Origin of the sequence: Pseudomonas sp. PvP089, from assembly GCF_017875165.1 — a bacterium.
Classification (GTDB): Bacteria; Pseudomonadota; Gammaproteobacteria; order Pseudomonadales; family Pseudomonadaceae; genus Aquipseudomonas; species Aquipseudomonas fortuita.
The window spans coordinates 4,901,810-4,917,978 of the sequence record NZ_JAGGME010000001.1 but is presented as its reverse complement, the minus strand read 5'-3'; the positions used below and the strand labels follow the sequence as shown (position 1 = coordinate 4,917,978).

Below are 16,169 nucleotides of genomic sequence, written 5' to 3'. Positions count from 1 at the left end.
CCGAATGCGTATTGTAATTGACATGCAAGGTGCGCAAACCGAAAGCCGCTTCCGTGGTATCGGTCGCTATAGCGTATCCCTGGCTCAAGGCATCGTGCGCAATCGCGGCGAGCACGAGGTTTACCTGCTGCTCAACGGTATGCTTAGCGAGAGCATCGAGGCAATTCGTGGTGCATTTGTTGGCCTGTTGCCGCAAAGCCATATTCGGGTCTGGTACGCCCAAGGCCCTGTGGCGGGCATCAATCCCGCCAACGAAAGTCGGCATGAAGTGGCCAAGCTCATCCGCCAGGCTGCCATCGACGAACTACAGCCGGACGTGGTGCATATTACCAGTGCGGTCGAGGGCTTTATCGACGATGCGGTGATCTGCCGTCCGCCAGAGCACAAGCGCGCAATCGTCAGCGTCACGCTTTACGACCTTATTCCGCTGACAAACCCGCAGCAGTACCTGGACCACGCCCAGTACAAGCAGTACTACATGGGCATCGTTGGCTCCTTCAAGGACCACGGGGTGTTGCTGGCAATTTCGGAATGTGCCCGCCAGGAAGCACTGTCGTTGCTGCCGCTGGATCAGGACAAGGTGTTCAACATTTCGGGCGCGGCAGACGCGATATTCCGGCCGGTCACGCTCACCGATGAAGCACGCAGCGCGCTCAAATCCAAGTTCGGGCTGCGCGATGCATTCGTGCTTTACTCGGGTGGGGCGGATGAACGCAAGAACCTGTCCCGCCTGATTGTCGCCTTCGCTGACGTCAAGCGTGAGATCGAAGACGTGCAACTGGTATTCGCCGGCAAGATTTCCCAGCACATCATCGAGCGTTACCGTGGCGAAGCGTTGGCGCAAGGCCTGGCCGAAGATGACTTGGTGTTCACAGGTTTCATTACCGACGATGAGCTGGTGGCGCTGTATAACACCTGCCGCCTTTACGTATTCCCGTCTTGGCATGAGGGCTTTGGCCTTCCGCCATTGGAAGCCATGAAATGTGGCGCACCAGTGATCGGTGCCAATACCTCGAGCGTGCCTGAAGTGATTGGCTGGGATGAGGCCACGTTCGATCCGCTGGATACCGCCTCTATCGCCCAGAAGATGAATCAGGCGTTGGTCGACGATGACTTCCGTGAGGCCATGATCAAGCATGGCTTGGAGCGCGCCAAGCTCTTTTCCTGGGACTTGACGGGCAAGGCAGCCATCGCCGCGTTCGAGCAGTGCGTGCAAAAAACGCCAGTGGCCGATCACCCCGTGGACGAAGACCTGCCTACCGAGCAACGCATCGAGCACTTGGTCGAGGCGCTGGTTGCCTCAGGTGAACTGGCCAAGGGCGGAGTTGATGTGCAGCGCCTCGCCAAGGCGATCGATTACTCGCTACAGGGGCCGGCGGGCAAGCCAAACCTTTTGGTGGATATTTCTCAGCTGTGCCGCCACGATGCCAAGAGCGGTATCCAGCGTGTGGTCCGCAGCATTCTGCTCGAGTGGCTGAAAAACCCGCCCGAGGGCTATAACGTCACGCCGATCTACAGCAAAGTTGAAGAGTCGTTCTACCGCTACGCCAAGCAGTTCACGACGCAGTTCCTCGGGAATACGCCAAACGATGACGATGTGGACGAGGCCATCAGCTACAAAGCCGGGGACGCCTACATCTGCCTGGACCTGCTGCTGGACATGCTGCCGCAGCGCCAGGCTTATCTCGACACACTGCGCGCCCATGGCGTGAGCCTGTTCTTCGTGGTGTACGACCTGTTGATCTTGCAGATGCGCCACTTCTTCTCGGATCACCTGCACCCGTTCTATGTCGACTGGATCAACACCATCGCGCGCTATGACGGTGCCATGTGCATCTCCCGGGCAGTCGGGGACGAGTTGCAGGCCTGGATGGACGAGAACGCGCCCAAACGCGAGAGACCGTTCCGCATCGGTGTGTTCCACCTCGGCGCCGACATTGACCAGTCGGTACCGACCACGGGCATTCCGGAAGATCCGGCCATGCGCGTCGAGGCCCTGCAAGCCAACCCTACATTCCTCATGGTTGGCACTCTGGAGCCGCGCAAAGGGCACTTGCAAACCTTGGACGCTTTCGAACTGCTGTGGCAGCAAGGTGTGCAGGCCAACCTGGTCATTGTCGGCAAGCACGGCTGGCTGGTGGAGGAGTTGGCCAGCAGGCTGCTCAACCACGCCGAGCGCGGCAAGCGGCTTCTTTGGCTGGAAGGTGCCAGCGATGAGTACCTGGAGCACTTGTACCAAGCGTGTGATTGCCTTATCGCAGCGTCCTACGGTGAAGGGTTTGGCCTGCCGCTGATCGAAGCCGCACAGCATGGGCTGCCGATCATCGCACGCGACCTACCAGTGTTCCGTGAAGTGGCGGGGGAGCACGCCTGGTTCTTTGCTGGCAATGACGCGCGTAACGTGGCCGACAGCATCGGTGCGTGGCTGGCGTTGCACGCCGCTGGCGAGCATCCAACATCGGTACAGATGCCGTGGCTGACCTGGAAAGGCAGCGCGCAGCAACTGATCGACGAAATCAGCAAGCATGCGTTCTGATCGCCGCGCCCTGAAAAAACATGGTTGGGAAAACAGGATAATGGGTTTCAAGCTTGACTCAACAGGCCGAGCCGGCTTTGCGTTCGCTGTGGCCTTCGGGTTGTTTTTTGTACTGCGGCACTTTCCACTGGATTTCATCCTTGGCACCAATTCGTATTGGCAAACCGAAGTAGAAGACGTCACCCAATACTTCGCGGGTTTTAATGCCTTCTTCAATGCCCCCTTTAGCTTCCCGCTGTTGGCATTTGACAGCATCAACTACCCGCAGGGCACCCGGGCTACCTTCGTCGACGCAATACCCTTGTATGCGTTTTTGCTGAAAGTGTTCGTGCCCAAGAGCTTTGCTCCCTTCAACCCGTTAGGTGTATGGATCGCCGGGTGCTTCGTCGCCCAGGCCATTTGCGCCTGGTGGATCATGCGCGAACTGCGGGTGCGTTCATGGTTGGCGCTCGCCGCAGCAGTGTTCTGCCTGGTGAGCATGCCTGAATTCACCTCGCGCATTGCGCATGTGTCGCTGATGTCGCAGTGGATCGTGCTGTGCGCCCTGGCGCTTTACCTGCGTAGCCGCAACACCGGCCAGGCGCATCGGTGGGCATGGGGCGTGCTGCTGGTTGCTGGCTTCTACGTCAACATCTACCTGTTCGCCATGGCCAGCGCCATCTATCTGGCGAGCCACCTGGGCAGCGCTGAACGCTTCAAGCCGGCGTTCGTTGCCCGCGCTCTGGTGCCATTCGTGGTCATTGGCGCCAGCCTCTTCCTTACCATCTTCCCAATGGGCGAGGCGGCAGTTTCGAAGGAAGGCGGCTTCGGCGTGTTCTCGATGAACCTGCTGTCACCGCTGCATGGTGGTAAATACCTGCACTTCCCTAACCCGGAAATGCCAGGACAGGGTGAGGGTTTCAACTACTTGGGCTTGGGTGTAGTAATGGCCTTTGTATTGAGCCTGGTGTTGAAGCGCAAAGACGGTGACGACACGTTTGGCCGACACAAAGCGCTCACCTGGTTGATGGCGCTGTTTACCCTCTACGCGCTTTCCAACGAGATTTATCTGGGTACCAGCCACCTGGTGTCAATCGACTACCCGTCGATTCTGAGCCCTATTACCTCCCAGTTCCGTGCCTCTGGGCGGTTCTTCTGGCCGGTAGGTTTTTGTATAGTGATCTTCTCGATTACCTATCTGTACCGCCACTTGAGTACCAAGTTGTTCGCCGCTTGTATGCTGGTCATGCTTGTTGTGCAGATCAGCGACTTGTCGGCATTCCGCCGGCTGCTGGTTGCGGTGGCCAACCGCCCGGCTGAGCCGGTGCTTGACCAGGCCGAGTGGAATGCGCAGACCGCGAGCAACACCGAGTATCTGTATTTCTTCCCCAAATTCAAATGTGGGCGCGGCGACCAGGTGCTGCAGACCCTGATGCCGATCATGCGTTACGCGGCCGTGCATAACATCAAGATCAACACTGGTTACGTAGCCCGCTCCAACGCCAACTGCAGTACCGAGAGCACCCAGGCAGAAATTGCCGCGTCAGATTTTGCCAATTCCATGTACGTGTTTAATACCGGCGACTTCCCACAAGTTGATCAGGTCAAGCAGCTTTTCCCATCAAATCGGCAGCCTGAGTGCAAAGTGCTCGACTTTGCTCATGTCTGCCGCGTCGGCCAAGCAGGGCAGGTGAACCCATGACCGAACTGAACAAGCGCACGATTTCGCTGGTGTCGCCTTTTTACAACGAAGAAAAAGGGGTGCACGCTTTTTTTCAGCGTATTAATGAAGTATTCGCCAGCCTGGCTGATCGCTACGAGCTGGAAGTGATAGCCGTGAATGATGGCAGTCGCGATCACACGTATGATCAGTTGGTCAAAGCCAAGGCGGATTACGCGTACTTGACCGTGGTGGACCTGTCGCGCAACTTTGGTAAGGAGGCGGCGATTTCTGCCGGGCTCGACTTTGCCACGGGCGACGCCATTGTGCCGATCGACTCTGACCTGCAGCACCCGCCGGAAGTCATCCTGGAACTGGTCGAAAAGTGGGAGCAGGGCGCCGAGGTGGTGTTGGCCAAGCGTGTTGACCGCGAAACCGACCGGCCGATCCAGAAATTCACGGCCAACTATTTTTACAAGGTGCACAACCGGATCTCGGACATCGATATACCCGCGGATGTGGGCGATTTCCGCCTGATGGACCGCAAGGTTGTCGATGCCTTGAAGACGTTGCCCGAAAGCCGCCGCTTTATGAAGGGGCTGTTCGCTTGGGTGGGCTTCCGGACCACGACTGTGGAATATAAAGTGGCCGCCCGCGAACACGGAAGCTCAAGCTTCAATACCTGGAAGCTTTGGAACTTCGCCATCGAAGGGATTACAAGCTTCAGCTCCGTACCGTTGCGTATCTGGACCTACTTGGGCTGCCTGGTATCGGCAGTGTCGTTTGTCTACGCGGCATATCTGCTGATCAAGACCCTGTTCTTTGGCGTGGACTTGCCCGGCTACGCCTCGATCATGATTACAGTACTCTTTGCCAGTGGCGTGCAGCTGATTGGTATTGGTGTACTGGGGGAATATGTGGGACGTATCTTCACCGAGTCGAAAAACCGGCCTGTTTATATCGTACGTGATGTGATCAAGTGACAAACCTCATCCCGGCGCGTTATCACGAATTCATACGGTTTGGGCTGGTTGGCGTTGCCAACACTGCGGTGCATGCAGGTATTGTGATAGCGCTGATGGAGGTGCTTGCGCCACCAGCGTTTGTCGCCAATGGCATCGCGTTCTGCTTTGCCAACATAATGTCGTACATGCTCAATAGCCGGTTTACCTTCAGGACGCCAACCAGCCTGTTGGGTTATCGGCGCTTCCTGGCGGTGTCGCTGGTGTCGTTGGGCCTGACGTTGTTGATCACTTCTGTGGTGGAGTACCTGGGCCTGCATTACGCGGTGGGCCTGGCGATGGTGATCTTCGTGGTGCCGGTATTGAATTACCTGGTGATGAAGCTTTGGGCGTTCAAACCGGCAGCCTGATCGCCTGCTTGCTGCAGAAGCACGGCCCATTGGGCTGTGCTGTCATGCAGATAACACCGCCCCCACAGAATCCCTGCCAAATCTATAAGTCATGTCATGTTCAATGGGGGAGGGCGTGCCCGCAAACCACCGGCACAGCCGGTGCAGCCCACGCCCACGCAGCCTACTTCGTGGCTTGCTCCAGGTTCACAGCGGCGTCCGGCGCAGGCCTGGCTTTCTTCCCGAAAATCCGCTTGCCCAGGTGCATGGTAGGCACTTCGACCAGCCGATAAAGTGCGTAGGCAAGCGTGAGCACGAAGATCAGCGTCAACAACCCTGATACTGGGAATGACAACCCTTGGTCCATCAGAATCCGTAGAGACAGGTAGCCAATGATCGAATGCGTCACGTAGATCGAGTAACTGATATTGGCGATGAAATCCAGCGGAGCAAACGGGCGGAAATACCTGCGCATCATGTAGCTGAAGCTAAACAGCACCAAGCCGTAAACATAGTTCTGCGGCACCGATGGCATCTGTACATCCCAGTCGGTATGAGGCCAGCACAGCAAAAACACCAGCATCATAATTGCTGCATAGGCCAGCAATTGTCGAGTCGTATAGGTACCGGTGTAATGATGATAAAAGCCCGTGCCGATGAACATGAAGATTACGCACATCAACTCGGTCTCAAGCGATTCAACCAGGCCTACGCGCAGCTCTCTCCCGGCCAGCAATGTCGGAAGCGCCTCGCACGCTGCGAGCACCGCCACGGCGAACAAGATCAGTGGGAACGCATTCCCAGCCTTGATCGAGCGATAAAGCAGCGCGGCGATGATGTAGAACTTGATCTCAATGGCCAGGGTCCAGTTGACCATGTCGATTGAGGGATAATGCAAGTTGCCCTGCAGCAGAAGCAGGTTGGCGAGCAGCCGGTCAAGCGCCATCGAAAACGGCTGACCCCAGTATCGGCTGGACAAGTAGACCAGCGCCAACATGATCAGCGAAGCAGCGATATAGGTCGGGTAGATGCGCAAAAAGCGCGCGATCAGAAACTTCACCGGCTCCAGACGATTCAGCGAAAACGGAATGACAAAGCCGCTAATCAGGAAGAAGACCGAAACGCCGAAGGGTCCGTAGTTGAAGGTTGGGATCGTCAGCCAATAGATCATGCTCGACGAGGGCCCCTCCACGATGGGGGCGTGAATATAGGACGCCACCACGTCCCGTGAAAACCAATAAACACCGCACCAGTGAACGATAAGCACGGCGATCACCGCCACGCCTCTTAACTGGTTGGCGAAAAGCGCTCTGTCTGAAGCTTGTTGCATGCCGGTTCTCCTGGAGATGGTGGCATTGTAGTTATCACCCGGACCAAGGAGAAGCTCATTGCTGGCATTCTGTAACCTGCATACAGAACGCGCTAAGCTTGGCTCTGTCGAAACCAGAGGTAATCCCCATGCGACCATGGATAGGTGTAATGCTGGCCGCAGGGCTTGCAGGCTGCGGAACTGTACACACCGTTTTCAGCGAAGCCAAGGCGGTAGATGACCTGGCGAAATGGCAAAGTGACTGCCACAGCATCCCCAGGGCCTACAGCGGTGTGGCGTATCAGTTTTGCAGCCTGAACGCTCCAGCGAGATCGGGCGCCCACTGGGCACCGTTCCCCGTCCTGGTTGACATGGCAGCGTCAAGCCTTGCCGATACCATAGTTCTTCCCTATACCGGTTATCAGCAATATGAACGGGGTAACGTACCCATTCGCCGACTGGAGTATTGAATTCCAGGCAAAGCCGCTGAGCTGTCGGGCCGCCAAATAGCCAACCCTCGTCACAATCGGTGTATCAACGGATGCTGCGAATCGTAGCGGCCACGCGAGCCTAAGGCCCATGATTAGCGAGTGCAATCAAAAGCCGGCGCAGCGGGTATCTTTGGGAAATAGCCTACAAGGAGGGAGGGGAGTTCTGATGACTAGCGAGGCTATGAGGGGCCTCTGGAGCAATATTAAAACCGCCAGACCCAAAAAAGAGGCTGCCAGGCAATATAGCCCGAGACAAGGCTGCGCTACCGCAGCCTTGCCCCGCGAGAGCTGTTACTCGAACAGTTCGGCGTCAGCCAATGCGACCCCAAGCTGGTCCTTGCCAGACAGGCTTGGTGCGAAGTCGATAGGCCATTCGATACCCACTGCCGGATCATTCCAGGCAATGCAGCGCTCACACTGCGGCGAGTAGAAGTCGGTGGTCTTGTAGAGGAACTCTGCGGTTTCACTCAACGTGACGAACCCGTGTGCGAACCCTGGCGGGATCCACAGCTGGTTCTTGTTATCGGCCGACAATACCGCACCTACCCATTTACCGAAGGTAGGGGACGAGCGACGGATATCCACCGCAACATCGAAAACCTCGCCCTGCACCACACGTACGAGCTTGCCCTGGGCGTGAGGTGCCAGCTGATAGTGCAGGCCACGCAGCACGCCTTTTACCGAGCGCGAGTGGTTGTCTTGTACGAAGTCGGGCTGCAGGCCGGTCACTTCGCTGAAGACACGGGCGTTGAAGCTCTCGTAGAAGAAACCACGTTCGTCGCCAAAAACCTTGGGGGTAAACAGCACGACTTCAGGGATATCCAGCGCAATGGCTTGCATCAGAACACCTTCTCTTTCAGCAGGTTTTGCAGATACTTGCCATAACCGTTTTTCAGCAGTGGTTGAGCCAGGCACTCGAGTTGCTCAGCGTTGATCCAGCCAGCGCGGTAGCAAATTTCCTCAGGGCAGGCGACTTTCAAGCCCTGACGGCGCTCCATGGTTGCGATGTACTGGCTAGCCTCCAGCAGACTGTCATGCGTGCCGGTGTCCAGCCAAGCATAACCCCGGCCCATGATTTCAACCTGCAGCTGTTGTTGCTGCAGATAAAGATTGTTGAGGTCGGTGATTTCCAGCTCGCCGCGCGCAGATGGCTTCAAATCGCGGGCCAGGTCGACTACCTGGTTGTCATAGAAATACAGGCCGGTAACGGCATAGCTCGACTTGGGAACAGCCGGCTTTTCTTCCAGCGACAGTACGCGGCCGCTATCGTCAAACTCCGCTACGCCATAGCGTTCTGGGTCATGCACGTGATAAGCGAACACCGAAGCCCCGGCTTCACGCTTGTCTGCATTCAATAGCAGAGCCTGGAAGTCATGGCCGTAGAAAATATTGTCACCCAGTACCAGCGCTGACGGGTCGTTACCGATAAAGTCTGCGCCGATGGTGAACGCCTGGGCCAAGCCATCCGGGCTTGGTTGTACTGCGTAGGACAGGTTCAGGCCCCACTGGCTGCCATCGCCCAGCAGCTGTTCGAAGCGCGGAGTGTCTTGCGGGGTGGAGATGATCAGGATGTCCCGGATCCCGGCGAGCAGCAGGGTGCTCAGCGGGTAGTAGATCATCGGTTTGTCATACACCGGCAGCAGCTGCTTCGAAACCGAAAGTGTGGCCGGATGCAGTCGTGTACCCGAACCGCCAGCCAGAATAATTCCTTTACGAGCCATGAGAGTCCCTATTACTGGATTTCGTCCAGCATACGTTGCACGCCTTGCTCCCAAAGCGGCATTTTGAAATTGAACGTGTGTTCCAGCTTGCCCAGTGCCAGGCGCGAGTTGCGCGGACGTGGTGCAGGTACTGGATAAGCTTCGGTGCTGATTGCAGCAACCTGATCAGCTGTCACTTTCAGCGCTACGCCAGTGCGTTGAGCGTGCGCCAGCACGAACTGAGCAAAACCATGCCAAGAGGTTTCACCTGACGCAGCCAAGTGGTAAATCCCTGCCAGGTGACGGTTGTCTTGCCCATTGAAGATTTGCCGCAGGATGTGTGCGGTAACGTCGGCGATCAGGTCAGCGCCCGTGGGTGCGCCAAATTGGTCTGCTACCACGCTCAACGTCTCACGCTCCGCCGCCAGGCGCAGCATGGTCTTGGCAAAATTGTGCCCGCGCGCAGCATACACCCAGCTGGTGCGCAGTACCACGGCCTTGGCGCCGCTGGCGAGTATGCCATGCTCGCCTTCCAGCTTGGTACGGCCGTAGACCGAAAGGGGGCCGGTCGGCGCAGCTTCCTCCCAGCGCTGACTGCCGCTGCCGTCAAATACATAATCGGTGGAATAATGAATCAGCCAGGCGCCCAAAGCTGCTGCTTCACGTGCTAATACAGCAGGAGCCTCGGCATTGATCATTGCGGCCAGTGCCTGATCGCTCTCAGCTTTATCCACTGCAGTGTAGGCAGCAGCGTTGACGATCACGTCCGGCGCCAGCTGACGAACCGTAACGGCCAAGCCGTCCAGGTTGGACAAGTCGCCACATAAGCCTTCGGCCCCCTGACGATCCAGCGCGATGACCTCACCCAGCGGCGCCAAGGCGCGCTGTAGCTCCCAGCCTACTTGCCCGTTTTTCCCCAACAGCAGGATTTTCACGCTTTATTTGCCCCGTATTGTTGTGCCACCCAGTCACGGTAGCTGCCGTCCATGACACCTTTTACCCATTCCTGGTTGGCCAGGTACCAAGCGACTGTCTTGCGAATGCCCGTCTCGAAGGTTTCGGCAGGTTTCCAGCCGAGCTCCCGCTCGATCTTGCGTGCATCGATGGCATAACGGCGGTCATGGCCTGGGCGGTCGGTTACGTAGGCGATGAGCTCTGCGTACTGTTCGACAGGCTCGCCGGTCTTCTGGTTGATCACCTGGCGCGATGCCGCAGGTGCCATCTCGTCGAGAAGGCCGCAAAGTGTACGCACAATGTCGATGTTGGCTTTTTCATTCCAGCCGCCAATATTGTACGTCTCGCCGAACGCACCGGCTTCCAGTACGCGACGGATGCCCGAGCAGTGGTCTTCGACATACAGCCAGTCGCGGATTTGCTGGCCATCGCCATAGACGGGCAGCGGCTTGCCGGCGAGTGCGTTGACGATCATCAGCGGGATCAGTTTTTCCGGGAAGTGGAACGGCCCGTAGTTGTTGGAGCAGTTGGTAGTGAGTACCGGCATGCCGTAGGTATGAAAATACGAGCGTACCAAATGGTCACTGGCTGCCTTGCTGGCGGAGTACGGGCTGTTCGGCGCGTACGGCGTGGTCTCGGTGAACGCCGGGTCGTTTGGCCCCAGAGTGCCGTAGACTTCGTCGGTAGAGACATGGAGGAAACGGAAGGCCTCCTTCTCTGCACCTTCCAAGCTGTTCCAATGCGCCCGGGCGGCCTCAAGCAAGCGGAACGTGCCCATCACGTTGGTTTCGACAAACGCTTCGGGGCCGGTGATCGAGCGGTCTACATGGGATTCGGCGGCGAAGTGAACCACGGCGCGTGGGCGATGGTCGGCAAACAGCTTGGCCAGCAGTGCTGCATCGCAAATATTGCCTTGGACGAAGCGATGCTGAGGGTTGCCTTCCAGCGACTGCAGGTTGGCCAGGTTGCCTGCGTAGGTCAGGGCGTCGAGGTTGAGGACGGGTTCCTCATTGTTCGCACACCATTGCAGTACGAAATTTGAGCCGATGAAGCCGGCTCCGCCTGTTACTAGAATCATAATTTGGCTCTAATTGGACAAAAGGTGTTGTCGTAGACAGATGACGCTGAGAAACTTCGCCCCGGCAACGCAAGGCGAGCTGCTAGCGCTGCCCGGAATTAGACCACCCTGATGTCGAAAAATACACTGCTGGGTGCCGGTACTGACCGTGCCGATCTGCTCATGCTGGACGAGGAGGAGCCGTTGCAGCGGTGGAAGGTGACCTCATGGTTGCCATGACACAACAGGGAGTCGTCAGGTGTCCATGCAACAAACAGCTGTTTGAGCAATGCAACTCACGGAGATTGACCTGAGTGCAGGCAAGTCTAGAGTGCCTTGAGCTACCGCTATCTTGTGGTTCCAGTTCGGTGGGCATGGCAGTGCAGCGCGCGCCTCAGGGGGCGGGTTCGTTTCCGGGGGTTGAAAAGTGTCATTTTTATTTGTCAGCATTCCTGAAATAGGAATTAGAGTGATGGCAGTTCTTGCATTCATGTTGAACAACCCAACAAAAAATATAATAGGCTCGGGGCTCGGCAGGTTAGACGTCATTCTTCATGTTTCAGCGGTCTGGCGCTCTTGAAAATTCATAGGAAAGTGAAAAATGTCTGTTAAGGAAGGCTTGCCGAGCGTAGATGTGCAGCCGAGCATGCATGTTAAGAGAAATTCAGTACCCGCCACCCAGAAAAAGACTGGCTCAAGGCGATTCGTGCTGGATCTGGCTTATTATCGGAATCGATACCCAGACCTGTCTTCGCTCACGGACGATGCGCTCGAGCAGCATTGGCATGCGTTCGGTTATCAAGAAGGCCGTTATGCCTCGGCTTCGCACGAAAGTGGTGATGCGGAGCTTATCGCTGAAGCAGTGCTCAATGCGGCCGACAGCGCCGTCATGGTCAGGCCGGATGTTGCTAAAGTAGACCTGGATTTTTACCTGACCCTTTACCCTGACCTCAAAGCCGGCGGCGTTGAAACTCAAGCGATTGCGGAAGCACATTTCCAACGCTTCGGACGGGCGGAGGGGCGACTTCCTACCCCCGATGCCTGGGCTAAGAAGCACGAGCTCCCACCAGAGCTGTTACCGAACGGGTTCAGCCTTTCCGCCGTCATTGAACGGAGCGCCAAGCGCGGCCTTGAGGTTGAACCACAGCGGGTCATGGGCATATTCCTGGGGCAGGATGTTATCCCTGTTGATCTCGCCGAGACGCCTCAGAAAAGCCAGGTAGTGTTCTCTAAACTGGGTATGCATTACCTGTCCCGGCACAAGGTCCAGGAGGGCAGAATCCTGCTTGAGGCGGCTTTGAGCATCGCGCCGAGTGCTGAGGTATTCAACCGTCTAGGCGGTAGCTACATGGAGGATGGTCACTTCAGTATTGCCTTGCAGTACTTCAATGCTGCCGCGCAATTGCCGAATCCGCCGGTGTGGACCGCCTTCAACCGAGCGCACTGCTTGGCTAAGCTGCATCAGCTAGATGAAGCCATTCGGGTGCTTTCTGCAGGTATTGCTACCAACCCGAATCACCGTCCCCAGCAAGACGAACTCGAGCGTCTGGCCGAGCAGAAATGGCGTGACTTACACGCAAAGCTCATGACCCGAGTGGATATGCTGGACCGGGAGAGCTTGATCAATGAGGCCTACGCTTACGCGGTTGACTTGTATCGAGCGTACCTGCCTGTTTACGGTGATCTGTCGGAAAGCGCCGCAGACGATTTGCCCGCACTGCCGCCCTTGGGCAATTTGAATACCGATCGTGTCTTAATTGTTGGTGACTTCCACATCGCCCAGTGCGTGCGCTACCGCATTGAGCAGAAAATTGAACAGCTGGAAGCAGTTGGCAAGCAGGTAACTGCCATAAGCTGGACCGAGCTGGACAAGAACCAAAATGCATTAGCACTGCACGATGTGGTGATCTTCTATCGAGTGCCAGCGGTAGTTCAAGTTATCAAGGCCATCGCTCAAGTCAACGCAACGGGTAAGCTCAGCCTGTACGAAATTGATGATCTGCTATTTGTTCCGGAGTACCCGCCGTCGATCGATAGCTATGGTGGCTATGTCTCGCTGGCCACACACCGGGAACTCACGCGCGGCATGGCGTTGTTCAATGCCGCTGCGCGACTTTGCCGTCAGGGGATCGCATCCACTGAGCCGCTGCGTTCGGAACTCGCCAAGCTGGTGAGAGAAAAACAGTGCTGGTTGCATCGCAACGGCCTGGACAGATTGAATCAGATTCGCACAAACGACAAATCGCACAAGAAGACCATCGATATCTTCTATGGCAGCGGTACTCAAGCACACAACACCGACTTTATCGAACAGGCGCTGCCTGCGATTGAGCGTGTGCTTAGCGAGACCCCTCAGGCTCGTTTGGTCGTTGTGGGTTACCTGCGATTGCCAGTGTCATTTACCGCAAAATACGCTCAGCAGTTTACCCAGTTGCCGGCCATGGACAGTGTGCAAGGTTATTGGTCGCTGCTTGAGCAAGCGGATATCAATATCGCGGTGTTGCACGATGACAAAGTCAATGCCTGTAAAAGCGAGCTGAAATGGTTTGAAGCAGGCTGTTTTGGTATCCCATCGGTTTTGAGCAGCACGGCCAATTACCGTGATGTTGTCAAAGATGGAGAAGATGGTTTCCTTGCCACGACTGAAGAAGAATGGTACCTGGCATTAAAAAACCTCGCTGGTAGCCAAGCCTTACGGCAACAGGTAGGCCAGGCCGCTCAGAAACGGGCCCAGGACGATTACAGCCTGCAGGCGCTTGGAAGTACGCTGGCAGCTACGCTCGATGAGTTCGTAAGTGGCATTCAGAAAGCCAAGCCGAGGAAAAAAATTGCGTTGGTCAACGTATTTTTCCCACCGCAGGCGATTGGTGGTGCCACGCGTGTTGTGGCTGATAACTTCTCAGAGTTCAGAAGCGCTTACGCCGAGGACTTCGATGTCTGTGTGTTCACAGCGGATGTCGAGTGCAGACCCGCTCATCAGATGACTGTCTACACCTATGAGGGCTGCCGGGTCTACCGGTCTACAACCCTGTGGCGTGAGCACATGGATTGGCATCCTAAAGACCCAGAGATGTATCGCCTGTTCCAAGAGTTCCTGGAGCTGGAAAAACCCGATTTGATCCACTTCCATTGCGTCCAGCGCTTGACAGCTTCGATTGTGGAAGCGGCACGAGATGCCAAAATTCCTTACATGGTCACTATTCACGATGCCTGGTGGATCTCGGATTTCCAGTTCTTGGTCGACCATAACTCAAAAGTTTATCCTGACGGGCATCCTGACCCTTACGAGCTCATAGAAATGCCAACGAATATGAAGTTGGCAGATTCCATCGAGCGACGCCGCGATCTGAAAGACCTCCTGCACAGTGCTTCGAGGGTGCTGACCGTGTCGAACGCGTTCGCAGACATTTATCGTCGAAACGGTATCCCGCAGATAGAAGTTGTAGCTAATGGCGTCTCCAGTGACATTCCGTGGACGCAGAAAGATACCTCTTACACCAAGCGGGTTGTCTGCGGGCATATCGGCGGAATGTCGGAGCACAAGGGGTATTATCTGCTTAAGGAAGCAGTGCTTCAGAGTCAGCCTGAGAACCTTGAGTTTTTGATTGTTGACCATTCCAAGGAAGAGGGGTATGAACATCATTCTCAGTGGGGGAAAGTGCCAGTAACCTTTATCGGTCGCGTAAGCCAGAAAGGAATCGTAGACCTTTATGGGAAAATGGATGTCCTCTTTGCGCCATCGATGTGGCCGGAAAGCTTCGGCCTTGTAACCCGTGAAGCGGTTGCTAGCGGATGCTGGGCGGTCGCCAGTAACATGGGAGGCATAGGCGAAGACATTGTTCCAAATAAGAATGGTTATGTTATTGAGCCTAGTACGGAAGCCTTAGTAGTAACGTTAAAGCATATCAGTAGCTCAATTGCCCAACACAAGGCGGCATCCGACACAGAGGTAAGGAGAACCTCAGCTAGCCAAGCTATGGACCTCAAGAAGCTCTACATGACCTTGAAAGATGGCCATGCAGTAGGAAGGAAGCTTATAAAATGAAAGTGACAAATATAGGGCTGTCCTCAGTCGTGATTGAATTTGCGAGCGTCGATGCTTCCAAATTTATAAATCTTAGCCAGGCGCAGCGGGAGGTGCCATTCAAATGGGTGGACGCTGGCGATCCTCAGCAGGTAGCCATTGAGGTCAATATCAGAGATTTTTCGGTCTATGAAAGTCTGCAACTTGCTTCTGATGAACATAAGTTGGAGTTAGCCGGAGCCTTTGAAAAATATAGGCTGGATGAAAAAAAGCTCGCTGATGAGTTCTATGTTACAGGCGCCATAATCAACGCTGCTACTCGCGGCATGGAAAATAACGAATTATTTTTCGTTGCATTCAATGCCCTGTCAATTATGCCTGTGAACAACCATTTTTACGGCGCATTAATAACTTTGATTTCCTATAAGTACCTTGAGGCCCCGGAGTATCGGGGGTGGGTGATTGGTGTTCTATTGGAGTCAAAGACAAAGTTTGACGACGCGGTAGAATATTGTACCCCTAATACTGCGCGCTGGGGTATTTCCTCAGCGACAGCATTTGCCCTAGTGCTTCTCCTTAATGACCGTGTTGAAGATGCTGAGTGGGTAATCGATTCGGCGCTGCGCAGATATGAGCCCAATCTAAACCAGCTCAGCTATTGGAATTATTGTCAGTGCTTGATTCTAAAGGCTGCAATACTTGCCTTTGTTGGTAGAAATAAAGAGTCAGGTTGGAAGTTCCTTGCTGCATTTGATTTTTCGAGAAAAGCTATAAACGATACATTCCATTCTAGGAATGATTGGGTTCTGGGGCAGATATCGGACTGCCATGCGCTCCTGAATCTCGGGGAATTAGCGATGAAATGTGCTGCTAAAAGTCTAGGCAGGATACCCTCCGAGTCCCGGTATGCTGATATCAAGTACAGTGGAAAAATAAGCTTCGCGCCCGTATTTTCAAGGTTTCAAAGTTCGCGGTCGAAATTTAAAAGTGAGTTTTTTGACGTGACTGAAATGGCGCTTAATTCATAGCAGGGTATTCAGAGTCTACCTGCTCTTGATATCCTAGAAAATTAAATGGCTCGTTGCAGATTTGCAATGAGCTCTTTATA

12 protein-coding genes are annotated in these 16,169 nt (G+C 55.3%); 7 read left to right on the top strand and 5 right to left on the bottom strand.

Going from position 1 to position 16,169, the window contains the following annotated elements; translation table 11 throughout:
• The first annotated feature begins 4 nt into the window (after positions 1–4).
• From J3A71_RS22425 to J3A71_RS22410, 4 genes are read left to right on the top strand one after another with little or no spacing between them, the layout of a single operon-like run.
• Positions 5–2,536, top strand: coding sequence for a glycosyltransferase family 1 protein (locus J3A71_RS22425; RefSeq protein WP_209953285.1), 2,532 nt, complete (start codon positions 5–7; stop codon positions 2,534–2,536).
• A gap of 40 nt (positions 2,537–2,576) precedes the next feature.
• Positions 2,577–4,217 (top strand): DUF6311 domain-containing protein, encoded by a 1,641-nt coding sequence (locus J3A71_RS22420; protein ID WP_016485368.1) that lies wholly within the window; start codon positions 2,577–2,579, stop codon positions 4,215–4,217.
• Positions 4,214–5,158 carry a glycosyltransferase family 2 protein gene (locus J3A71_RS22415; protein WP_016485369.1) on the top strand — a complete coding sequence of 315 codons (945 nt, stop codon included), beginning with the start codon at positions 4,214–4,216 and terminating at the stop codon, positions 5,156–5,158. The genes J3A71_RS22420 and J3A71_RS22415 overlap by 4 nt, the downstream gene beginning before the upstream one ends.
• On the top strand, positions 5,155–5,547 hold the full coding sequence (locus J3A71_RS22410; RefSeq protein ID WP_016485370.1) for a GtrA family protein: 393 nt from the start codon (positions 5,155–5,157) through the stop codon (positions 5,545–5,547). The genes J3A71_RS22415 and J3A71_RS22410 overlap by 4 nt, the downstream gene beginning before the upstream one ends.
• 163 nt (positions 5,548–5,710) lie before the next feature.
• Here the strand turns inward: J3A71_RS22410 and J3A71_RS22405 are convergent, their stop codons facing one another.
• Positions 5,711–6,856, bottom strand: coding sequence for an acyltransferase (locus J3A71_RS22405; RefSeq protein WP_159971697.1), 1,146 nt, complete (start codon positions 6,854–6,856; stop codon positions 5,711–5,713).
• A 128-nt stretch (positions 6,857–6,984) separates the two neighbouring features.
• On the opposite strand from J3A71_RS22405, the gene J3A71_RS22400 reads away from it, so the two are divergent.
• Complete coding sequence (locus J3A71_RS22400) at positions 6,985–7,305, top strand: YceK/YidQ family lipoprotein (RefSeq protein WP_024717766.1); 321 nt, start codon at positions 6,985–6,987, stop codon at positions 7,303–7,305.
• Positions 7,306–7,617: 312 nt separating this feature from the next.
• Here J3A71_RS22400 and rfbC read toward each other — a convergent pair whose 3' ends face one another.
• From rfbC to rfbB, 4 genes are read right to left on the bottom strand one after another with little or no spacing between them, the layout of a single operon-like run.
• Entirely contained in the window at positions 7,618–8,166 is a 549-nt protein-coding gene (rfbC, locus tag J3A71_RS22395) for a dTDP-4-dehydrorhamnose 3,5-epimerase (RefSeq protein WP_016485373.1), read from the bottom strand.
• Positions 8,166–9,047 (bottom strand): glucose-1-phosphate thymidylyltransferase RfbA, encoded by an 882-nt coding sequence (gene rfbA / locus J3A71_RS22390; protein WP_016485374.1) that lies wholly within the window; start codon positions 9,045–9,047, stop codon positions 8,166–8,168. Before rfbA ends, rfbC begins: the two co-directional genes overlap by 1 nt.
• Before the next feature lie 11 nt (positions 9,048–9,058).
• Positions 9,059–9,961 carry a dTDP-4-dehydrorhamnose reductase gene (rfbD, locus tag J3A71_RS22385; RefSeq protein ID WP_016485375.1) on the bottom strand — a complete coding sequence of 301 codons (903 nt, stop codon included), beginning with the start codon at positions 9,959–9,961 and terminating at the stop codon, positions 9,059–9,061.
• Positions 9,958–11,058 (bottom strand): dTDP-glucose 4,6-dehydratase, encoded by a 1,101-nt coding sequence (gene rfbB / locus J3A71_RS22380; protein WP_016485376.1) that lies wholly within the window; start codon positions 11,056–11,058, stop codon positions 9,958–9,960. Before rfbB ends, rfbD begins: the two co-directional genes overlap by 4 nt.
• Before the next feature lie 580 nt (positions 11,059–11,638).
• On the opposite strand from rfbB, the gene J3A71_RS22375 reads away from it, so the two are divergent.
• Together J3A71_RS22375 and J3A71_RS22370 are read left to right on the top strand one after the other, a co-directional pair.
• Positions 11,639–15,082 carry a glycosyltransferase gene (locus tag J3A71_RS22375; protein ID WP_209953283.1) on the top strand — a complete coding sequence of 1,148 codons (3,444 nt, stop codon included), beginning with the start codon at positions 11,639–11,641 and terminating at the stop codon, positions 15,080–15,082.
• Positions 15,079–16,089, top strand: coding sequence for a hypothetical protein (locus J3A71_RS22370; RefSeq protein WP_023047793.1), 1,011 nt, complete (start codon positions 15,079–15,081; stop codon positions 16,087–16,089). The genes J3A71_RS22375 and J3A71_RS22370 overlap by 4 nt, the downstream gene beginning before the upstream one ends.
• The last annotated feature ends 80 nt before the right edge of the window (positions 16,090–16,169 follow it).